General features: G+C 65.7%; 17 protein-coding genes and 1 tRNA gene. 16 read left to right on the top strand and 2 right to left on the bottom strand.

Going from position 1 to position 20,501, the window contains the following annotated elements; genetic code table 11:
* Nucleotides 1-122 precede the first annotated feature (122 nt).
* From thrS to DES44_RS20680, 13 genes are all read left to right on the top strand, one after another.
* The gene (gene thrS, locus DES44_RS20740) at nt 123-2,042 is read left to right on the top strand and encodes a threonine--tRNA ligase (RefSeq protein ID WP_058934275.1); all 1,920 of its coding nucleotides are present in this window, start codon (nt 123-125) and stop codon (nt 2,040-2,042) included.
* A 114-nt stretch (nt 2,043-2,156) separates the two neighbouring features.
* On the top strand, nt 2,157-2,654 hold the full coding sequence (gene infC, locus DES44_RS20735; protein ID WP_232310018.1) for a translation initiation factor IF-3: 498 nt from the start codon (nt 2,157-2,159) through the stop codon (nt 2,652-2,654).
* 123 nt (nt 2,655-2,777) lie between these two features.
* Entirely contained in the window at nt 2,778-2,981 is a 204-nt protein-coding gene (gene rpmI / locus DES44_RS20730) for a 50S ribosomal protein L35 (RefSeq protein ID WP_029001830.1), read from the top strand.
* Nucleotides 2,982-3,007: 26 nt separating this feature from the next.
* Nucleotides 3,008-3,364: a 50S ribosomal protein L20 gene (rplT, locus tag DES44_RS20725; protein ID WP_058934277.1), complete on the top strand. Its 357-nt coding sequence runs from the start codon at nt 3,008-3,010 to the stop codon at nt 3,362-3,364.
* A gap of 128 nt (nt 3,365-3,492) precedes the next feature.
* Complete coding sequence (gene pheS / locus DES44_RS20720; RefSeq protein ID WP_058934278.1) at nt 3,493-4,530, top strand: phenylalanine--tRNA ligase subunit alpha; 1,038 nt, start codon at nt 3,493-3,495, stop codon at nt 4,528-4,530.
* A 21-nt stretch (nt 4,531-4,551) separates the two neighbouring features.
* Nucleotides 4,552-6,969, top strand: a complete 2,418-nt coding sequence (gene pheT, locus DES44_RS20715) for a phenylalanine--tRNA ligase subunit beta (protein ID WP_058934279.1) — start codon at nt 4,552-4,554, stop codon at nt 6,967-6,969.
* Between the two features lie 96 nt (nt 6,970-7,065).
* On the top strand, nt 7,066-7,431 hold the full coding sequence (locus DES44_RS20710) for an integration host factor subunit alpha (RefSeq protein WP_058934280.1): 366 nt from the start codon (nt 7,066-7,068) through the stop codon (nt 7,429-7,431).
* A gap of 40 nt (nt 7,432-7,471) precedes the next feature.
* Complete coding sequence (locus tag DES44_RS20705) at nt 7,472-8,014, top strand: MerR family transcriptional regulator (protein WP_083525413.1); 543 nt, start codon at nt 7,472-7,474, stop codon at nt 8,012-8,014.
* Between the two features lie 34 nt (nt 8,015-8,048).
* A tRNA-Pro gene (locus tag DES44_RS20700) sits at nt 8,049-8,125 on the top strand.
* 260 nt (nt 8,126-8,385) lie between these two features.
* Nucleotides 8,386-9,528 carry an MlaE family ABC transporter permease gene (locus tag DES44_RS20695; RefSeq protein ID WP_058934281.1) on the top strand — a complete coding sequence of 381 codons (1,143 nt, stop codon included), beginning with the start codon at nt 8,386-8,388 and terminating at the stop codon, nt 9,526-9,528.
* The gene (locus DES44_RS20690; RefSeq protein WP_083525414.1) at nt 9,525-10,409 is read left to right on the top strand and encodes an ABC transporter ATP-binding protein; all 885 of its coding nucleotides are present in this window, start codon (nt 9,525-9,527) and stop codon (nt 10,407-10,409) included. Before DES44_RS20695 ends, DES44_RS20690 begins: the two co-directional genes overlap by 4 nt.
* Before the next feature lie 65 nt (nt 10,410-10,474).
* Nucleotides 10,475-11,440: an MlaD family protein gene (locus DES44_RS20685; protein ID WP_058934283.1), complete on the top strand. Its 966-nt coding sequence runs from the start codon at nt 10,475-10,477 to the stop codon at nt 11,438-11,440.
* 131 nt (nt 11,441-11,571) lie between these two features.
* Nucleotides 11,572-12,249, top strand: a complete 678-nt coding sequence (locus tag DES44_RS20680) for an ABC-type transport auxiliary lipoprotein family protein (protein WP_058934284.1) — start codon at nt 11,572-11,574, stop codon at nt 12,247-12,249.
* 34 nt (nt 12,250-12,283) lie between these two features.
* Here the strand turns inward: DES44_RS20680 and DES44_RS20675 are convergent, their stop codons facing one another.
* Together DES44_RS20675 and DES44_RS20670 are read right to left on the bottom strand one after the other, a co-directional pair.
* The gene (locus DES44_RS20675; protein ID WP_058934285.1) at nt 12,284-13,141 is read right to left on the bottom strand and encodes a J domain-containing protein; all 858 of its coding nucleotides are present in this window, start codon (nt 13,139-13,141) and stop codon (nt 12,284-12,286) included.
* A gap of 260 nt (nt 13,142-13,401) precedes the next feature.
* Nucleotides 13,402-15,627, bottom strand: coding sequence for a sodium-translocating pyrophosphatase (locus DES44_RS20670; protein WP_058934286.1), 2,226 nt, complete (start codon nt 15,625-15,627; stop codon nt 13,402-13,404).
* 652 nt (nt 15,628-16,279) lie between these two features.
* Between DES44_RS20670 and ppa the strand changes: the two genes are divergently transcribed.
* The 3 genes from ppa to DES44_RS20655 all read left to right on the top strand — a co-directional run bounded on the left by ppa (nt 16,280) and on the right by DES44_RS20655 (nt 20,332).
* Entirely contained in the window at nt 16,280-16,819 is a 540-nt protein-coding gene (gene ppa / locus DES44_RS20665; protein WP_058934287.1) for an inorganic diphosphatase, read from the top strand.
* Nucleotides 16,820-17,105: 286 nt separating this feature from the next.
* A complete protein-coding gene (locus tag DES44_RS20660; protein WP_058934288.1) occupies nt 17,106-20,012 on the top strand; it encodes a metallophosphoesterase family protein in 2,907 nt (968 codons plus the stop codon).
* A gap of 32 nt (nt 20,013-20,044) precedes the next feature.
* On the top strand, nt 20,045-20,332 hold the full coding sequence (locus tag DES44_RS20655) for a hypothetical protein (protein ID WP_116001828.1): 288 nt from the start codon (nt 20,045-20,047) through the stop codon (nt 20,330-20,332).
* The last annotated feature ends 169 nt before the right edge of the window (nt 20,333-20,501 follow it).

Raw genomic sequence — 20,501 nt, 5'->3', positions numbered from 1 at the left:
GACCTCTACCTCGAAGGTTTAGTCGGCCGCGGCTCGTTCACGTCTTTCCAGCTGCCCCCTCGGGCAGCCCCCAGAAAAAGCGCGGCAAGTGGCCGCGCTTTTTTGTTTTCTGGAGCAATTTCATGATTTCCATCCAACTGCCTGACGGTTCCAAGCGTGAGTTTCCCCAACCGGTCACCGTGGCCGACGTGGCGGCCTCCATCGGCACGGGCCTGGCCAAGGCGGCCCTGGCCGGCCGTGTCGGCTCGGGCGACGACGCCAAGCTGGTGGACACCAGCTACCTGATCGACCGTGACATGCCGCTGGCCATCGTCACCGAAAAGGACCCGGACGGCCTGGAAGTGATCCGTCACTCGACCGCCCACCTGCTGGCCTATGCCGTCAAGGAACTGTTCCCCGAAGCCCAGGTCACCATCGGCCCGGTCATCGAGAACGGCTTCTACTACGACTTCTCCTACAAGCGTCCGTTCACGCCCGAGGACCTGGCGGCCATCGAAGCGAAGATGACCGAGCTGGCGAAGAAGGACGAGAAGGTGACCCGCTCGGTGCTGCCGCGCGACGAGGCCGTGAGCTATTTCAAGGGCATCGGCGAGGCCTACAAGGCCGAGATCATTGCCAGCATTCCGGCCAATGAAGATGTGTCGCTGTATGCCGAAGGCGGCTTCACCGACCTGTGCCGCGGCCCGCACGTGCCTTCCACCGGCAAGCTCAAGCACTTCAAGCTGATGAAGGTGGCCGGCGCCTACTGGCGCGGCGACCACCGCAATGAGCAGCTGCAGCGCATCTACGGCACGGCCTGGGCCACCAAGGACGACCTGCAGGCCTACCTGCGCATGCTGGAAGAGGCCGAGAAGCGCGACCACCGCAAGATCGGCAAGGACCTGGACCTGTTCCATATCGACGAGCATGCGCCCGGCGTGGTGTTCTGGCATCCCAAGGGCTGGACGGTCTGGCAGGAGGTGGAGCAGTACATGCGCCGCGTCTACCGCGACAACGGCTACCAGGAGGTCAAGGGCCCGCAGCTGCTGGACAAGTCGCTGTGGGAGGCCACCGGCCACTGGGACAAGTACCGCGACAACATGTTCACGACCGAATCGGAAAAGCGCGACTACGCGCTCAAGCCGATGAACTGCCCCGGTCACATCCTGATCTTCAAGCACGGCATCAAGAGCTACCGCGACCTGCCGCTGCGCTTCGGTGAATTCGGACAGTGCCACCGCAACGAGCCCACCGGCGGCCTGCACGGCATCATGCGCGTGCGCGGCTTCACGCAGGACGATGGCCACATCTTCTGCACCGAAGACCAGATCTTGGCCGAATGCGTGGCCTACACCGCGCTGCTGCAGAAGGTCTACAAGGACTTCGGCTTCACCGACATCATCTACAAGGTCGCCACGCGTCCCGAGGCCCGCATTGGCTCGGATGAAGTCTGGGACAAGGCCGAGTTCGCCCTGATGGAATCGCTGCGCGCCTCTGGCGTGGAGTTCATCATCGCCCCGGGAGACGGTGCCTTCTACGGCCCGAAGATCGAATACACCCTCAAGGACGCTATCGGCCGCCAGTGGCAATGCGGCACCATGCAGGTCGATTTCTCCATGCCGGGCCGCCTGGGCGCCGAGTACGTGGCCGAGGACGGCGAGCGTCACACCCCCGTGATGCTGCACCGTGCCATCGTCGGTTCGCTCGAGCGCTTTATTGGTATCCTGATCGAACAGCATGCCGGCGCGCTGCCGGTTTGGCTGGCGCCGACCCAGGTGGTTGTGGCCAATATCACTGATGCGCAAGCGGATTACGTCAGTGAAATTGTGAAAACGCTGCAAAAACAAGGGGTTAGGGTCCAGGCCGATTTGCGGAACGAAAAGATCACGTATAAAATCCGTGAGCATTCCCTGCAAAAGACTCCGTTCATCCTCGTCGTTGGCGACAAAGAGAAGGCGAACGGGGCTGTTGCAGTGCGCGCCCGTGGCAACCAGGACCTGGGGGTGATGTCGCTGGAAGACTTCGCTGCAAAGCTGTCTTCCACCATTGCTGAGAAGGCCTGAGTCGGGCGCGCTTTGCTATTTTTTGATCATCCGGGCCCTGCCAAGGCTCGCTGAAAGGTAACCACCATCGCTACTTTTGCTGACCGTCGTGCGATTCCCGAGCGTAAGCATCGGCTGAACCGTGAAATCATCGCCCCTGAAGTCCGTCTGAATGGTCCTGAGAACGAGCCCATCGGCATCGTGAGCATTCAGGAAGCACTTCGCATGGCTGGTGAACTGGACGTCGATCTGGTCGAAATCGCCGCCACTGCCAATCCGCCGGTCTGCCGGCTGATGGACTACGGCAAGTTCAAGTACCAGGAGCAGAAACGCGCGGCGGAAGCCAAGTCGAAGCAGAAGGTCATCGAGGTCAAGGAAGTCAAGTTCCGTCCGGGCACGGACGAAGGCGACTACCAGATCAAGATGCGCAATCTGCGCCGCTTCATTGCTGAAGACGGCGACAAGGGCAAGGTCACGCTGCGTTACCGCGGCCGCGAGATCACCCACCAGGACATCGGCATGCGCATGCTCGAGCGCATTCGCGATGAACTGGCGGATGTGGCGGTGGTGGAACACATGCCCAAGCTCGAAGGCCGCCAGATGATCATGGTGCTCGCGCCCAAGAAGCGCTGAGCGTCCGGTCGCAGTTTCAGCCCGTCGATCTGGTCGTCGGCGGGCTTATTAGTCTCCTTCAGGCCATCAAGTGCAGCGGTTTCCCCGAGGCCGCCTGGAGGGACGCATTTCTAAGGAGCAGTCATGCCCAAAATGAAGACCAAGAGCAGCGCGAAGAAGCGTTTTCGCGTTCGTCCGGGTGGTACCGTCAAGCGCGGTCAGGCGTTCAAGCGCCACATCCTGACCAAGAAGACCACGAAGAACAAGCGTCAGCTCCGCGGCGCCGCGAACGTGCATGAGACCAACATGGGCCACATCGCTGCGATGTTGCCTTTCGCTGGTCTGTAATCCAGCTGTAGAGAAGGAGATACAACATGCCTCGCGTCAAACGTGGTGTTACCGCACGTGCTCGTCACAAGAAGGTCCTGGCTCTGGCCAAGGGCTTCCGTGGTCGTCGTAAGAACGTCTTCCGCATCGCCAAACAGGCGGTGATGAAGGCGGGCCAATACGCCTACCGTGACCGTCGTGCCAAGAAGCGCGTGTTCCGCCAGCTGTGGATTGCCCGTATCAATGCGGCAAGCCGTGGCCTGGGTCTGAGCTACAGCAAGTTCGTGGCTGGCCTGAAGAAGGCCCAGATCGACATCGACCGCAAGGTCCTGGCTGATCTCGCCGTCAACGATCCTGCTGGTTTTGCCAGCATCTTCGCCAAGGTGAAGGCCGCTCTCGCTTAATTGCCGCACGCTGCCTGCGCAAGCAGGTGGCCGTGGCAGCCTCGGTTCGCCGAGGCGCCCTTTTCAAAGGCCGACACCTCGGTGTTCGGCCTTTTCTTATTGTCTGTTCCGAATTGAGTCGCCCCGCGATGAACGATCTCGATCAATTGCTGCAACAGGCCAGCGGCGAATTTGCCGCCGCCGCCACCCCCGCCGACCTGGAAAACGCCAAAGCCCGCTTCCTGGGCAAGTCTGGCCAGGTGACCGAGCTGATGAAGGGGCTGGCCAAGTTGCCGGTCGAAGAGAAGAAAACGCGCGGCGCAGAGATCAACCAGCTCAAGCAGGGCATCGAGACGGCGCTGAACGCCCGCCGCCAGGCCCTGGCGGATGCCGAGCTCGAGAAGCAGCTCAAGGCCGAAGCCCTGGACGTGACCCTGCCGGGACGCCAGCGCGGCACCGGTGGCCTGCACCCCATCACCCGAGCCATGGAACGCATCGAAGCGATCTTCGGCTCGATGGGGTTTGACGTGGCCGACGGTCCGGAAATCGAGAACGACTGGTTCAACTTCACCGCGCTGAACACGCCGGCCGATCACCCGGCCCGCTCGATGCACGACACCTTCTATGTCGAGAACGGTTTCGTGCTTCGCACCCACACCAGCCCGATGCAGATCCGCTATGCGGTGCAGCATGTGAAGAAGCATCGTCATCTGATTGATGCGGGTCAGGCCATGCCCGAGATCCGCGTCATCGCGCCGGGCCGCACCTACCGGGTGGACAGCGACGCCACCCACTCCCCCATGTTCCACCAGGTCGAAGGCCTGTGGGTGGGCGAGAACATCAGCTTCAAGGATCTGAAGTCGGTCTACGTGAACTTCATGCAGCAGTTCTTCGAGACGACCGACATGGAGATCCGTTTCCGCCCCAGCTATTTCCCCTTCACCGAACCCAGCGCCGAAATCGACATGATGTTTGGCTCCGGTCCGCTCAAGGGCCGCTGGCTGGAGGTGTCCGGCTCCGGCCAGGTGCATCCGCAGGTCATCCGCAACATGGGCCTGGACCCGGAGCGCTACATCGGCTTTGCCTTCGGCTCCGGCATCGACCGTCTGGCGATGCTGCGTTATGGGGTGAACGACCTGCGCCTGTTCTTTGATGGCGATCTGCGTTTCCTGTCGCAATTCAAGTAAAAAAGCCCGAAAGACATCGACATGCAATTCCCTGAGTCCTGGCTGCGGGCCTTTTGCAATCCTGCGCTGAATACCCAAGAACTGGCCGAGCTGCTCACCATGTCCGGCCTGGAGGTGGAAGAACTCCGTCCGGTCGCGCCCCCGTTCCACGGCATCGTCGTGGCCGAGATCGTCGAGGCCGTGCAGCATCCGGATGCGGACCGGCTGCGTGTGTGCAAGGTCAACGCCGGCGGTCCGGAGCTGCTGCAGATCGTCTGCGGCGCGCCCAATGCGCGCGTGGGCATCCGTGTGCCGCTGGCCACCGTGGGCGCTGAACTGCCGCCCGGTGAAGACGGCAAGCCGTTCAGGATCAAGGTGGGCAAGCTGCGCGGTGTCGAGAGCTTCGGCATGCTGTGCTCGGCCCGGGAGCTCAAGCTCTCCGAGGACCACGGCGGCCTGCTGGAACTGGCGGCCGACGCGCCGCTGGGCCAGAACATCCGCGAGCACCTGAATCTCGACGACACGCTGTTCACCCTCAAGCTCACGCCCAATCTGGCGCACGCGCTGAGCGTCTACGGCATCGCCCGCGAAGTGTCGGCGCTGACCGGCGCCCCGCTGCAGGCGCCCTCGATCACCCCGGCGGCCGTGGCCCATGCCGACAAGCTGCCAGTGCGCGTGGAAGCGGCCGACCTGTGCGGCCGCTTCTCCGGTCGCATCGTGCGCGGCGTCAACACCAAGGCCCAGACGCCAGCCTGGATGGTGGACCGCCTGGCCCGCTGCGGTCAGCGGTCGGTGTCCCCGCTGGTGGACATTTCCAACTACGTGATGTTCGAGTTGGGCCGCCCGTCCCATATCTTCGACCTGGACAAGATCCACAACGAACTGGTGGTGCGCTGGGGCCGCAAGGGCGAGCAGCTCAAGCTGCTGAACGGCACCACCATCGAGCTGGACGAGACGGTGGGCGTCATCGCCGACAGCCAGCAGGTCGAGTCCCTGGCCGGCATCATGGGCGGCGACGCCACGGCGGTGTCGGACGACACCACCAACGTCTATGTCGAAGCCGCCTTCTGGTGGCCCAAGGCGGTGATGGGCCGTTCGCGGCGCTTCAATTTCTCGACCGATGCCGGTCATCGCTTCGAGCGCGGCGTGGACCCCTCCGGCACCACCGACCACATCGAGCGCATCACCCAGCTCATTCTGGAGATCTGCGGGGGCCAGGCCGGCCCGATGGACGACCATGTGGTGGCCCTGCCCGAGCGCAAGCCGGTGGCCCTGCGGGTGGACCGCGCCGCCAAGGTCATCGGCATGCCGGTGACCCAGGCCGACTGCGAAACCGTCTTCACCCGCCTGGGCCTGGAATTCAGCGTCACGGCCCCTGGCGTGCTGACCGTGGTGCCGCCCACCTTCCGCTTCGACCTGCAGATCGAGGAAGACCTGATCGAGGAAGTCGTGCGGGTGCTGGGCTACAACCGTCTGCCCGCCACGCCGCCGCTGGCGCCGGTGGTCGGCAAGGTGCCGAGCGAGACCCGCCGCAGCGTGCATGCCCTGCGCCACGCGATGGCCGCGCGCGACTACTTCGAGACGATCAACTTCAGCTTCGTGGAAGCCCGCTGGGAACGTGAGCTGGCCGGCAATGAACAGCCGATCCAGCTGCTCAACCCGATCGCCGCACCGCTGGCGGTGATGCGCAGCAGCCTGATGGGCAGCCTGATCCAGGTGCTGCGCAACAACCTGGCCCGCAAGGCACCACGGGTGCGGGTCTTCGAGATCGGCCGCGTGTTCCTGCGGGACCCGTCGGTGGAAGAGAGCGACACCACCATTGCGGGCGTGCGCCAGCCGCTGCGCCTGGCCGGTCTGGCCTGGGGTCCGGCCGACCAGCAGCAGTGGGCCGAGCGCGACCGCGCAGTGGACTTCTTCGATGTGAAGGGCGACCTGGAAGCACTGTTCGCGCCGCGCCAGTTGCAGTTTGAAGTCGCCGACCATGCCGCACTGCATCCGGGCCGCAGCGCCCGCGTGCTGCTGGAGGGCACCGAGATCGGCGTCGTGGGCGAGCTGCATCCGAAGTGGCGTCAAAGCTACGAGCTGCCGACCGCGCCGGTGCTGTTCGAGCTGTCGCTGGATGCGGTGCTGGCCCGTCACGTGCCGCAAGGCAAGGGCGTGGCACGCCTGCAGGCGGTGCATCGCGACCTGGCGGTCATCGTCGGTGATCAGGTGACCCATGCGGCGCTGATGAATGCCATCCACAGCAGCGGCGAGACCCTGGTACGCTCCGCCCGTTTGTTCGACGTCTTCAAGCCCGCGCAGCCGACCGCCGAGCTGAAGGCGGGTGAGCGGAGCCTGGCCGTGCGCCTGGAACTGCTGGACGACAACAACACATTGACCGACGAACGGATCGAGCAGGCCGTGAACCGGGTGGTGAGCCGCCTGGCGGAACAGCTCGGGGCCCGGCTGCGCGGCTGAGGCGCCGCGGGCACGCCGGGTCCGGCACCCCCGCAGTCAAGGGGGCGCCGACCTGGCGCATGAGGAACGAGGACGCGGGAGAGGAGAGGGAAGCCGATGAGCGACGACGACATCAAGGAACAGGCGCGGGTGCTGCTGGGCAGCCTCGAAACGCCGACGCTGACCAAGGCGGAGCTGGCCGAACTGCTGTTCGACAAGCTCGGCCTGAACAAGCGCGAGTCCAAGGACATGGTCGAGGCCTTCTTCGACATCATCCACGACAGCCTCTCCAGCGGTCGCGAGGTGAAGCTGTCCGGCTTTGGCAACTTCAACATTCGTCGCAAGGCACCGCGTCCCGGGCGCAATCCGCGCACGGGGGAGTCGATTCCCATCAAGGCACGCAATGTCGTGACCTTCCACGCCAGTCACAAATTGAAAGAAGCTGTGCAAGGGAACGCGCCCGGTGCCGGAGACTTCGAGTAGAGTCTGACCTCCGTCCCAGCTGCCGGAGCACCTGATTCCAATGGACATCACGCTTCCCGCCATTCCCGCCAAACGTTACTTCACCATCGGTGAGGTGAGTGAGTTGTGCGGCGTGAAGCCGTATGTGCTGCGCTATTGGGAACAGGAATTCACCCAGCTCAAGCCGATGAAGCGGCGCGGCAATCGCCGCTACTACCAGCACCACGAAGTGCTGCTGATCCGCCGCATTCGGGACCTGCTCTATGACCAGGGCTTCACCATCAGTGGAGCCCGCAATCAGCTGAGCGATTCGGCCCACGGCACGCACACCGGCCACAGTCCGGCCACGCAGGCACAGGAGTTCCGCGCGGAAGCACAGGCCGCGGCGGAGCAGGCGTCGCAGGTGTCGCATCTGGAACTTGAAGACTCGCTGGGCCTGGCGTCCTACCGCGAAGTGGCACGTGAGGCCTATCGCGACAGTTACCGCGCGCGTGCAGCGGAGGTGTCCGACGGTTCAGCGCACACAACGGTGTCGCTCGAAAAACTCTCGCTGGAAGAGGTGAGAGAAGAATTGTTGGCCATTCGAGAGAGTTTGCTTGCGTGAGCATTAAAAACGCGTATAGAATCTAAGTCTTCGTCGGGGTGTAGCGCAGCCTGGTAGCGCACTTGCATGGGGTGCAAGGGGTCGCGAGTTCGAATCCCGCCACCCCGACCATTTATAAGAAGACTGAACGCCTGGTACTGCAAAGTACCAGGCGTTTTGCTTTGTCGGCCGTTTTTTTGGGCCGCTTTCCACCGCGGGGGATTCAGCAGGGGAGCGCCTCCCTCATCCGCGGTTCGCCACACACGGTTCGCCACACACGGTTCGCTCTGCACGGTTCGCTCTGCACGGTTCGCTCTACACGGTTCGCTCTACGCGGCGTTCTGTTTCTCTTCCACACGAGCACCGCGCCGGCCCGTTATGCTGTGCGGGTCATGACACCCACTCCTGTCACCGATCCCACGCCGCGCTTGCTGCGCACCGAGTCCGGCGCGCAGGTCCAGGCCCGGCTGGAAGGCGACTGGACCCTGCTGGCCCTGCGGGACCGGGTAGACGCCCTGCGCACTGAACTGGGCACGCTGCCCAGCTCCGGCGTGCACTGGGACCTCAGCGCCGTCCACCGCATGGACCCCACCGGCGCCTTGCTGCTGTGGCAGGCCTGGGGCCGCCAGCAGCCGGAGCAATTGCAGTGGCCCACTTCGGCCGCCGCCGCCATGTTCCAGGCGCAGTTCGCGCGCCTGAGTGCCAAGCAGGGCAAGGCCACCCGGCCGCATCGTCGCGAAAACCCCTGGAAGCTGGGCCAGGGACTGTTTCAACTGGCCGAGCACCTGATCGATGCCGTGGCGCTGTTCGGCCAGGTCGTTCGCGACTGCGGCCGCATGCTGCGTCATCCCGGCCTGGTCGCCTGGTCCGACATCTCTGCCCACATCTACCGCAGCGGCGCCCAGGCGCTGGGCATCACCGCGCTGGTGGGTGTGCTGGTGGGCATCACGCTGTCTTATCTGATCGCGCGGCAGCTTCAGAATTTCGGCGCCGACATCTATGTGATCAACATCCTGGGCATCAGTGTCTGGCGGGAGCTGGGGCCGCTGCTGGCAGCCATCCTGGTGGCCGGGCGCAGCGGCTCGGCCATGACGGCGCAGATCGGGGTCATGCGGGTCACGCAGGAACTCGATGCCTTGTCGGTCATGGGCATCTCTCACACCGTGCGGCTCGTCTTCCCGAAGATGGTGGCCCTGGCCATCTCCCTGCCGCTGGTCACCGTCTGGACCAGCAGCATGGTGCTGCTGGGTGGCATGCTGGCTGCCCGTGCAACCCTGGGCCTGGACTATGTGCAGTTCCTGCAGGGCTTGCCGGCTTCGGTGCCGATTGCCAATCTGTGGCTGGGCGTGTCCAAGTCGGCCGTGTTCGGCGTGCTGATCGCCTTTGTGGCCTGCCACTTCGGCCTGCGCATCCGGCCCAACAGCGAAAGCCTGGCCGCCGGCACGACGCAGTCAGTGGTGGCCTCCATCACGCTGGTGATTGTGGTGGATGCGATCTTTGCCGTGATGTTCTCCAACGTGGGGCTGAAGGTATGAGTGGCACCTGTGAAGACGTTCGTGGGAGCGGCGCGGCTCCGGCCGTCGCTGCCTCTGTCGCCTCGGAAGCGCCAGCGCCTGTGATCTCGGTGCGTCATGTCGGCACCGTGCTGGGCGGCGTTCGCATCCACAAGGACATCAGCCTGGATGTGAAGGCCGGCGAGGTGCTGGGCATCATCGGCGGCTCCGGCAGTGGCAAGACGACGCTGCTGCGGCTGATGCTGGGCCTGGAGCGCCCCAGCGAAGGCGAAGTGCTGGTGCTGGGCCAGCGGCTGGGCAACTGTGAGGCCTCTGACCTGGCCCGGGTGCGTCACCGCTGGGGCGTGCTGTTCCAGCAGGGGGCGCTGTTTTCCGCGCTGACCGTCTTCGACAACATCGCGCTGCCGCTGCGGGAGCTCAAGTCGCTGCCCAAGGACCTGATTGCCGAGCTGGTGATGCAAAAGCTGGTGCAGGTGGGGCTCAAGCCGGAAGACGGCGCCAAGATGCCGGCCGAATTGTCCGGCGGCATGATCAAGCGGGTGTCGCTGGCGCGGGCCCTGATCATGGATCCGCAACTGCTGTTTCTCGATGAACCCACCGCCGGCCTGGACCCCGCCAGCTCCAAGCGTTTTGTGCAGCTGATCGAAAGCCTCAAGCGCGAGATGGACCTGACGGTGGTGATGGTCACCCATGATGTGGACACGCTGTTCGCGCTGGTCGACCGCATCGCCGTGCTGGCGGACCAGCACCTGATCGCGCATGGGCCGCTGGAGCAGGTCGTCCAGATGCAGCATCCGTTCATTCGCAATTTCTTCCTGGGGCATGTGCAGCGCTGCGCGGAGGAAAGCCTGCGCAGCTACCGCGATGCGCTGTCTCATCAGGACGACCCGCAACCCGCCTGAGGGGAGGGTCGTCACCACCCCCTTCCCACCTTCCCACCGAACGCCCAGAGGACCCGACCGATCTCATGGAAAACAAAGCCCACGCCCTGGCCACCGGCCTGTTCGTGCTCCTGCTCAGCGCGGCACTGATCGTGGTGGTGCTGTGGTTCCGCGACGACCGGGGCGAGACCCAGGCCTTCACCGTGGTGTCCCGCTCCGGTGTGCCGGGTCTGAATGTGAAGGCACCGGTGAAACTGCGCGGCGTGGTGATCGGCAAGGTGGGCGGCATCCGCTTCGACCCGGCCGAGGCGCGGCAGATCCTGGTGGACATCGAGGTGGACGCCACGGCACCGATCGCCCCCGGCACGGTCGCGAAGCTGGGCTACCAGGGCATCACCGGGCTGTCCTTCATTGACCTCAATGACGGGGAACCGTCGGTGCCACCGGAGCAGAACGTCATCCAGACCCGGCGCATTCCGCTGGCGCCGTCCATCCTGGACCAGCTCACCGACATCGGCCCCAAGCTGGCGGCCAATGCGCTGGACACGATGAAACGCATCAACTTGGTGCTGAGCGATGCCAATCAGCAGCAGTTCAGCCAGACCCTGGCGCAGCTCAAGGAAGCGTCGGCGGGGCTGAACCAGCTGGTGAATGAAATGCATCCGACGGCGCAGGCGCTGCCTTCGCTGGTGAAGAATGCCGATGGCCTGGTGGTCGCCGGGCAGAAGACGCTGGGGCAGGTGGACCAACTGGCCGTCAAGGGCGGCGACATGGTGGACGCCTACAAGGCACGTGCGGCGGAGATCGAGAAGATCGGCGATGCAGCGGCGCAGTTGCAGGCGTCGATCAAGCGCATCGAGCTGTCGCTGGTCGGCAGTGGTGAGCGGCCGCGTGAGCATGCGCTGCTGGAAGAGCTCTCCCGGGCGGCGCGGACGCTGGAGCGTGCCGCGCAAGGGCTGGCGGATCAGCCGCAGAGTCTGTTGCTCGGTCCGCAGCCGGGACCGGCCGGGCCTGGAGAAGCGGGCTTCCAGCCTGAGCGCAAGGAGAAATGAGTCGATGCGTGCCTTGTCGATCGTCAGCTTGCTCATCCATGCACGGTATCCCGCACGAGCTCCTGCTGGAGGTCGGGTCAACCGCTTGTCCAACGCCGCGGCGCCTGCCGCGCAACGCTACGCATCCTGCCATGGCTGAATCCCGCCTTGCTTCCATGCTCCATTCAGTGTCCGGGCCGCAGACCACCCGGTCGGAGGCCGACGCTCACTTCGCGGGTTTACCGCGGCGCCGCGTGATCCTCGGTGGCCTGGTGCTGGGGGCAGCCGCGCCGCTGCTGGCGGCCTGTGGCAGTCGCCCGGCGCCGGTCCGTCAACTGGACCTGGGGCCGGCACCCGTCTGGCCTGCCGGCACGATCCTGCCGCGCCGGGTGGACATCCAGGCCGTGTCGACGTCGGAGCTCGCCCGCGGCACCGCCATCGCATACCGCATGGACGATACCGACCCCTTCACCCGACGCAGCTACCGCGACAGCCGCTGGGCGGCGCCCCTGTCCACCCTGCTGGGCGACCGGCTCAAGCAGCTCAATGCCCGCGCGGTGCTCGCAACCGGCGCGGAACCCTTGCCTGCGGTTGCGATTCTGGTGGAGGTGGAGGACTGCCTGCAGCGGTTCTCCAGCCCCACCCAGAGCGAGGTGACGCTGCGCGTGGGCGCCTCGACGGGCCGCCAGCGGCGACTGTTCGAAGCCAGTGCGCCGGCCGGCGGCGATGCAGAGGGCGGTGCCCGTGCAATGGCGCAGGTGCTGGATCGATTGGGTGTGGAAATGCTGGCTTGGGCGGCGTCCCTGAGCCCGTCGACAGGCAAAGCCTGAGCAGGCGCCTGACGTCCAATGGAGACTGCAGGCTTCAGAACGAAGCCGCGATCCCGCCCCCCATGCGCTGCTGACGCTGCCGCAGGAAGGCCTCGGCCATGCCCGACTCGGGCTGCAGGCGCTGGCCGATGTAGAGCTCCTGACGGCGCTCGGTGATCTGTGCCCGCAGTCGGTTGGCCATGATGGTCAGCGGCTGCAGGCCTTTTCGCTCGGCGCGCTCGATCGCCTGGCCGAGCTGATGCATCTGGTGATTGACCAGCAGCGCGGTATGCGCCTGCACCACCCGCAGGCGACCCTGGACGCTGCGCTCGGCATGACGCAGCCAGGACAGCACCGCATCCGCATCACCGCCCTTGACCTTGAACGCACTCTCGCCGGCCGCCAGCAGCAACTGTTCCAGCCGGGGCCGGTCGGACGCGGCATAGGCTTCGTTCACTTCCACCATCTTCTGCTCGCGGATGCGTCGCTCCTGGTCATCCGGCGCCAGGTCCGGATGCAGGCGCATGGCGGCGCGGCGGTAGAGCGTCTTGAGCGGCGGAGGGCCCACCTGCACCAGCCCGCCCTCCGGCTGCGGCGGCAGCGGAGCGCCCGGGGGCAGTTGCGGCAGCAGCGGTGTGCCGGTGGCGCGGGGAGGTTCGGGGGGGCGGGTGTCCACGCCATTGCGGCTCAGCGCGTCATGCAGGTAGCGCATGGCGCAGTAGAGCTGGGATTCGAGGGAGTCCAGCTCCATGTAGAGCGGACCCAGGGCGGCCACGTACCGGTCGATGAAGGCCTGCAGCCACCGGCGGGTGGTTGCATAGGCCTGTTCCTCGTCAGCCAGTTGGCGCTGAAGCTCCGCCAGCGCCTCGCGACGAGCGTCGAGTTCGCGAGGCGTGATGGCCTGGCTGGTCATGGTGGCAAGCGTCCCTGAAGATTCTTTGGTGGAGTGTGCCTGATTCTGCCGTGCCAGGCCCTCGGGTCAAAGCCCGAAGTGGCCGTCCGGGGGCGGTATTTCTTGGCGTTCTGTCGCGCATGGGCGGTTCATGGGGCCGCTGGCCGGGATGTGCAAGCGAGGGAGGCAGCGGCGGAACGTGGCGGTAGACGGGTGGCGCGGGCCGGCGGCGGCGGACGTGGCGGATGGGCCACCACCGGGCCACCCACCGCCGACACTTTTCAGGGCTGCGATGCTGCCGTGCCCGCCTCGCTGGCCGCCATCATCGGACCGCTCGCCACGACCTCCGGCATGCTTGGCATCGAGGCCTCCGGTGCCGGGGCACTGATCGGTGCAGGGGTCATGGCGGGGCCGCCGTGAGCCGGATTGCCTCCGGCCGGTCCGGTGCTGCCCACCGCCGGCAGCAGCGGCACGATCAGCAGGGCCACGATGTTGATGATCTTGATCAGCGGATTGACTGCGGGCCCGGCGGTGTCCTTGTACGGGTCGCCCACGGTGTCGCCCGTGACCGCGGCCTTGTGGGCGTCACTGCCCTTGCCGCCATAGTGGCCGTCCTCGATGTATTTCTTCGCGTTGTCCCACGCACCGCCGCCGGTGCACATGGAGATGGCCACAAAGAGCCCGGTGACGATGGTGCCCATGAGCAGACCGCCCAGCGCAGCCGGTCCCAGCACCAGCCCCACGATGATGGGCACGATGACCGGCAGCAGCGACGGCACGATCATTTCCTTGATGGCCGCGGCCGTGAGCATGTCCACGGCCTTCCCGTATTCCGGCTTGCCGGAGCCGTCCATGATGCCTTTGATGTCGCGGAACTGGCGGCGCACTTCCTCGACGACGGAGCCGGCCGCCCGGCCCACCGCTTCCATCGCCATGGCCGCGAAGAGGTAGGGGATGAGGCCGCCGATGAAGAGGCCGACGATGACCATGTGGTTGCTGAGATCGAAGCTGACGGACAGGCCGCGGCTTTCCAGGGCGTGGGTGTAGTCCGCAAAGAGGACCAAAGCCGCGAGGCCCGCCGAGCCGATGGCATAGCCCTTGGTGACCGCCTTGGTGGTGTTGCCGACGGCATCGAGCGGGTCGGTGATGTCCCGCACGCTGTCGGGCAGGTCGGCCATTTCGGCGATGCCACCGGCGTTGTCGGTGATGGGGCCGTACGCATCCAGCGCCACGACGATGCCGGCCATGCTCAGCATGGCGGTGGCCGCGATGGCAATGCCGTAGAGGCCGGCCAGCTTGAAGGCGGCCAGGATGGCGGCGCAGACAAACAGCACCGGCCAGGCGGTGGAGCGCATGCTGACGCCCAGGCCGGCAATGATGTTGGTGCCGTGGCCGGTGGTGGACGCCTGGGCAACGTGCTGGACCGGTTTGTAGTCGGTGCCGGTGTAGTACTCGGTGATCCAGACCATGGCGGCGGTCAGGATCAGGCCGACGAGGCAGGAGAAGAACAGGGCGTTGGCGCCGATGGTCTGGCCGCCGGGCAGGGTGATGTCCTGCGGGAAGAGGGCGCGGGTGATGAAGTAGAAGGCCACGGCAGAGAGGACGCCGGCGACGATGAGCCCCTTGTAGAGGGCCGGCATGACGTTTTTCATGCCCGGGGTGGCCTTGACGAAGCCGCAGCCGATGATGGAGGCGACGATGGAGACGCCGCCGAGCACCAGGGGGTAGACCAGGGCGGCCGGGGACATGCCGCCGAAGGTGAGGGCGCCCAGGGCGATGGTGGCGATGAGGGTGACGGCGTAGGTTTCGAAGAGGTCGGCAGCCATGCCGGCGCAGTCGCCGACGTTGTCACCGACGTTGTCGGCGATGACGGCCGGGTTGCGTGGGTCATCCTCGGGGATGCCGGCTTCGACCTTGCCGACGAGGTCGGCGCCGACGTCTGCGCCCTTGGTGAAAATGCCACCGCCCAGGCGGGCAAAAATGGAGATGAGCGAGGAGCCGAAGGCCAGGCCGAGCAGGGGCTTGAGGGACTGGCTGTCGATCTGCTGGAGGTCGTGGCTGACCCACAGGAAGAAAATGCCAACGCCCAGCAGGCCCAGGCCGACCACCAGCATGCCGGTGATGGCGCCCCCTTTGAAGGCAACATTGAGGGCCGGGGCCATGCCCTGGGTGGCCGCCTGCGCCGTGCGGACGTTGGCACGGACAGAGACGTTCATGCCGATGAATCCACAGGCGCCGGAGAGGACCGCGCCGACGACAAAGCCGACCGCGGTCATGAGGTCGAGCGCAACGGCGATGAGCACCGCCAGCACAACACCCGCGATGGCAATGGTCCGGTATTGCCGGGCCAGGTAGGCCGCAGCCCCCTGCTGGATGGCCTGCGCGATCTCCTGCATGCGGGCATTGCCCGCATCCTGGGACAGGATCCAGCTCCGCTGGATGAAGCCGTAAAGCACCGCGGCCAAGCCGCAGGCCAGCGCAAAGTACAGCGCCATACTGATCGACATGTGTTGTCTCCTTGTTGTGAGACGCCCTGATGCCCACAGCGCCGGTCCTGCGCGCAAGCACACATACAGGCCGTGAATCGATGCTAAATCCGGCGGGGCGGTTCGGGGTAGGCGTTTACCAGTGGAGGGGACAAGGGGGTGTCAGGGCTTGCAGGGGGCAGTGTGTGGCAATGCGGTTCTCTCCTTCTTCCCTGAGAAGGCCGAGCACGGCAATGCCTGCCGCAGGCGAGGCACCGCTCGCTGTCCATCTGCCATGGCGCCCCTCGCGATTGGGGGCTCTCGGGCGGTCCAGTTCTTGCCTGGACCGAGCCAGGCAACGCTGCAGTGCCGGCCTGCCCCGGCCCCTGTCCCCTCCATGCCAGAGCCAGTGGCCCTGTCCTTCGCTAGGCATAAACAGTCCACTGGACTGTTTAAGTCCCAGCTCAGTCCCTCCTGTCCGGCTCCGCCGGCCATTCCTTCCTTGACTTACGGGGACAGGGGCCGGGGCAGGCCGCCACCGCAGCGTTGCCTCCCACGCTCGCTGGGTGCGAAGGAAGGCCGTGGCCATGGCTGTGGCTGTGGCGAGCGCGGGCAGTGGCGAGAGGAGCCAGGGAGGCGTCAGAGAGTGCCTCTAGAATCAGGGGTTACCCCATTCGTCAGCTGTCCAACCATCATGAGCCTGCACAAAGTCACCCCGGGCCCCAAGGCCCCCGAACAGTTCAACGTCGTCATCGAAATCCCGATGAACGCCGATCCGATCAAGTACGAGGTCGATAAGGAAAGCGGCGCCCTGTTCGTCGACCGCTTCATGACCACGGCCATGCACTACCCGTGCAACTACGGCTACGTGCCCCAGACCCTCGCCGACGACGGCGACCCGGTCGACGTGCTGGTGATCACGCCCTTCCCGCTGACCCCCGGCGTCGTGGTGACCTGCCGCGCCATCGGCATGCTGGACATGGACGACGAAGCCGGCGGCGACGCCAAGCTCCTGGCCGTGCCCACCACCAAGATCCTCCCGATCTACGAGCACTGGACCAAGCCCGAAGACATCAACCAGATGCGCCTGAAGGCCATCCAGCATTTCTTCGAGCACTACAAGGACCTGGAAGCCGGCAAGTGGGTCAAGGTCAAGGGCTGGAAGGGCCCCGAAGAAGCCAAGGCCGAAATCACCAACGGCATTGCCAATTACGCCAAGGCCCAGCAAGGCTGAGCGTTCCCCCGGTCAGCATCCGTCTGACCCCCTGCAAAGGCGCCCTCGGGCGCCTTTGTTGCTTTCTGCGTGGGCGCGGTGCTCGAGAGGACGATGTTCGGGACCTGGATCACGAAGTGAGCCACCAGTCGCGCACAATGACTCAACCCCGCAGTTTTTAGCGCTGCCACGGGAACCACCCCAGAAGAACCGGGACTACCGGTCCGTAGGGGTCCAGTGGTCAAGTGAAAACCGCGAGGCCGGTGGACCGGTTGGACACCGTCAAGAACATCAGGGAAGAGACATCATGGCGCAGGATCAAGGCGTGACGGAGCGGCAGGACGGACAAGCACCCGTCCAGGCCCGGACGCGGCCGTCGGAGGTCACCGCCGGCGGCAGCGACGGACTGCGGTGGGTCGCCGGGCTTACAGGCGGGCCCGCGGCTGACCCCGGTTGGGCGGCGCCGCGCCCGGGCGACGCCCAAGGCCCCGGTGACGACTCGGCGGATGCCGAGGCGCCCCGGTCCTCGTCGGCGGCGCGTCCGTTCCGGATCTTTCATTTGTCCGATGTCCACTTCGGCAACCACTTCGATGAGTCGGTGTGGAACTACGTGGGGGAACTGGCGCGTCGGGAGCGGCCGGATCTGGTGGTCTGCACCGGAGACCTGGTCGACCATGGCGGCCTGTTCATGCTGGCCGCTGCACGGCAGGAGTTCGAGGCCTTCATTGGTCATCTGACCGCCCTGAACGTCAGCGAGGGGTCGAGCCGGCAGGTGCAGTTGCGCTGCGTGCCCGGCAATCACGATTGCGGCCCCTGGGGCAATCTGAAGTTCCGTCCGTTTTCAACCAACTTTGGCGCGGTGTTCGGGCCCGGCGCGTTCGAGCTGCCCGCCGGCATGCCGTCGTACATGGCCTATCGGCGCAGCTCCTGGCCGGTGCGCTGTCTGACGCGCCTGCGCATGACGCCTGCGCTCTACGCCCGCAAGTGGTGGACCTCCGCCAAACGCTTCCTCGCCCGGCAGGAGAGCGGCTATCGCATCGAGCTGCTGCGCAGCGACGATCCGCAGGAGGTGGTGCTGGTCTATCTGGACAGCAATGACTCCATGCGCCTGGCCACTGGCAATGTGAATGCGCGCGAGGTGACCAAGCTCAAGGCCCTGATGCTGAACCTGCGTGAGGCCCAGGGCGCCCGGCCCTTCGTGCCGCGCATCGCCCTGTTGCATCACCATCCGCTCCCCATCCCGGAAGCCTCCATCGCCGAAGGGCTGACCTCCTTCGAACCCTTCCTGGTGCTGCGCAATGCAGGGCTGGTGCTGAAGGAACTGAACAAATGCGATGTGGACCTGATCCTGCACGGCCACAAGCACTACGCCGCCTTCGGCCGACTGGGCTATTCCATCGACCACCACACCGAAGGCGAGATCGCCGTGCTGGCCGCCGGCAGTGGCGGCGTGACCCACTCGGAGTCCGGGCGCAATTCAGTCAACCTGATCGACATCCTGGAAACCGGTCGTATGTCGTTCCGCTCCATCCATTTCGGCGCCGGTGGCGGCGCGCCGGTTCATGAGATCGCGCGCGGCAAGAAGGAGATCCACGGCATCGAGATGCACAAGGCCCGTGTCCATCGACGCGCGGCCGAGCGGCAGGGGCAGTGGATCGATACCGTCCGCCATGCCGTGGGCGTCGATGCCACCGGCGTGGCCGTGGTGCAGCAGGACGTCAGCCAGCACTGGTTCGAGCGGCCGCTGCCCACGCAGGTGGTGCCGGTGGTGTGCTCGGTGTCCCTGGGGCGCATTTCCCACAACACGATTGAACTCAGCGAGATCTCCAAGAGCGCCGGTTATCAGTGGGTGAACCGGCCGCAAGGACCGGTGCAGCGGGTGCGGGCCGGCATCCATGTCGGGCGTCGGCTGACCGGCCCCGCGCTGGACTACGGCTACCGCTACAAGTGCTTCAACACCTACGCCATCACCCGCTGGGAGACGATCGCCGCCTGCGAGCGCGAGTCCCTGCAGCGGGCCCGGGTACCCGCCGGTCAGGCCCGTCGGCCTCGGGTGCGGCTGGCCGAGCTGGAGGTGACCTCCTATGTGGTGCGTGCGCCCCTGCGCCAACTCGTGTTCCGGGTGCAACTGCCCGGGGGCCAATATCCGCTCAAGCCCTTCGTGCAGGTGATGCGCTGGAGCACCTATCCCGCCACGCCGCTGGATGAGCATCTGCAGTTCCATGAACACGGCACCGAAGGCGAATGGGTCAACGACGCCGAACTGACCGCCCATGAGTCGGGCCATCTCTCGCAGATCGGCGAGGATGTGTGGGAACTGCGGGTCAGCTATCCCATGGTCGGCCACCGCTACGACGTGCGCTGGCGGGTGGAGCCGTTCCGGCCCGCCGTGCCGCTGCAGGACACCACCCGCATCCGCGGCCGGACCCTGGCCATGCGCAGCACGCTGCTCAGCCGCGAGACCATGGCCGCCTACGAGGGCCCGCTGCGCGCCTGGGAAAGCGAGTTCCGGGACGTGCTCAACAGCATCGGTTCAGCCGGCCGTGAGCTCGACGACGTCGAGATCGCCATGTTCACCTACGACGAGTCCCGCCACGATCTGGTTCAGACCCTCGTGCTGGCCCCGGGCAAGGACGAGGTCGTTCCGCAGCATCCGCTGGTCGTGCCGCTGGGCGAGGGGGTGATCGGCGCCGCCTTCAAGCGGTCCCTGCCGGTGATGTATGTCGATCCGCAGCTCAGCGGCAGCCCGCATGAGGCGGCCTACCTCTACTCCGAAGATTCGCCCGGCCACTTCGGCGCCGCACTGCCGGCCACCCGCTGGAAATATGTGCTGGCCTTCCCCCTGTCGTCCTATTCCGCCGGGGTGACACCGGACTGGGGCCCCCACACCACGGTGGGCGTGCTGACCCTGTCGTCCGAGCGTCTGGACAGCGGCCTGGTGGAGCTGGTGGGGCCGATGTCGTGGCTGGCCGATGGCGCCCTGGCGGAAGGGTTCCTGACCGATGACGCCGTTCAGGAGGCCGGACAGCCGCTCGAGTCTGGAAGCGATCTCGAGAACGGGGAATTCGCCGACGGCAGCGATGCCCCCACCCCCCGCCGGCGGGACCTCGGCAAGGTCCTGTGGGTGTGCGCCCACCTGCTGGTGGACTATCTGCCCGAAAGTCCGGAAACCTCAACGTCCACCGCCGCCCGCGATTGGCCGAATGCGCCCTGACTGCTAAACTTTGAACACTTTCGGAGCGCTTTATGGCATTTGTTCGTACCACGGGCGGTTTGCTGCAGCTGCAGTCGCACAAGCTGACGAATGCAGATCTTCGCCAGGCCGCCGACTTCGCACGAGAGGTGCTGAAGAAACCCGAGCTGAGCGACCGCATTCTGGCCGCCCAGCGCAAGCAGGGCCCGGCCCCGTCCGCCCCTGCGGCGGCCAATGTGCGGTCGCTGTCCCGCCATCCGCTGTCTCGACATCCCGATCGTCAGGCCCCCGTGCTGGACGATCTCGACGCGTTTTCGCCCGAACTCTTCCGCGCAGCCTGAGGACTTCAGTCCCCGCTGGCGTTTCGCGCGCTCCGAACAAAAAAAGCCGACGCTGTGTCGGCTTTTTTTGTGGGCGTGACCCGTCCTGCCCCACGTTGACACCTCGGACTCGCTAAAAGGGCGAGATTGATGGATACGAGGGTGAAGAGAACGCAGCGCGATTACACGA

It is taken from the genome of Roseateles depolymerans (assembly GCF_003387155.1).
GTDB classification, from domain to species: Bacteria; Pseudomonadota; Gammaproteobacteria; order Burkholderiales; family Burkholderiaceae_C; genus Roseateles; species Roseateles depolymerans.
This window is presented reverse-complemented; position numbering and strand designations above follow the sequence as displayed.

What these genes read in the sequence shown, in the direction of transcription:
- DES44_RS20670 (WP_058934286.1), bottom strand. Translation starts at nt 15,627, where the DNA reads ATGTCGATCAGTATGGCGCTGTACTTTGCGCTGGCCTGCGGCTTGGCC.
- DES44_RS20685 (WP_058934283.1), top strand. Translation starts at nt 10,475, where the DNA reads ATGGAAAACAAAGCCCACGCCCTGGCCACCGGCCTGTTCGTGCTCCTG.
- DES44_RS20695 (WP_058934281.1), top strand. Translation starts at nt 8,386, where the DNA reads ATGACACCCACTCCTGTCACCGATCCCACGCCGCGCTTGCTGCGCACC.
- DES44_RS20680 (WP_058934284.1), top strand. Translation starts at nt 11,572, where the DNA reads ATGGCTGAATCCCGCCTTGCTTCCATGCTCCATTCAGTGTCCGGGCCG.
- thrS (WP_058934275.1), top strand. Translation starts at nt 123, where the DNA reads ATGATTTCCATCCAACTGCCTGACGGTTCCAAGCGTGAGTTTCCCCAA.
- rplT (WP_058934277.1), top strand. Translation starts at nt 3,008, where the DNA reads ATGCCTCGCGTCAAACGTGGTGTTACCGCACGTGCTCGTCACAAGAAG.
- DES44_RS20705 (WP_083525413.1), top strand. Translation starts at nt 7,472, where the DNA reads ATGGACATCACGCTTCCCGCCATTCCCGCCAAACGTTACTTCACCATC.
- DES44_RS20675 (WP_058934285.1), bottom strand. Translation starts at nt 13,141, where the DNA reads ATGACCAGCCAGGCCATCACGCCTCGCGAACTCGACGCTCGTCGCGAG.
- DES44_RS20710 (WP_058934280.1), top strand. Translation starts at nt 7,066, where the DNA reads ATGAGCGACGACGACATCAAGGAACAGGCGCGGGTGCTGCTGGGCAGC.
- DES44_RS20690 (WP_083525414.1), top strand. Translation starts at nt 9,525, where the DNA reads ATGAGTGGCACCTGTGAAGACGTTCGTGGGAGCGGCGCGGCTCCGGCC.
- DES44_RS20660 (WP_058934288.1), top strand. Translation starts at nt 17,106, where the DNA reads ATGGCGCAGGATCAAGGCGTGACGGAGCGGCAGGACGGACAAGCACCC.
- pheS (WP_058934278.1), top strand. Translation starts at nt 3,493, where the DNA reads ATGAACGATCTCGATCAATTGCTGCAACAGGCCAGCGGCGAATTTGCC.
- pheT (WP_058934279.1), top strand. Translation starts at nt 4,552, where the DNA reads ATGCAATTCCCTGAGTCCTGGCTGCGGGCCTTTTGCAATCCTGCGCTG.
- DES44_RS20655 (WP_116001828.1), top strand. Translation starts at nt 20,045, where the DNA reads ATGGCATTTGTTCGTACCACGGGCGGTTTGCTGCAGCTGCAGTCGCAC.
- ppa (WP_058934287.1), top strand. Translation starts at nt 16,280, where the DNA reads ATGAGCCTGCACAAAGTCACCCCGGGCCCCAAGGCCCCCGAACAGTTC.
- rpmI (WP_029001830.1), top strand. Translation starts at nt 2,778, where the DNA reads ATGCCCAAAATGAAGACCAAGAGCAGCGCGAAGAAGCGTTTTCGCGTT.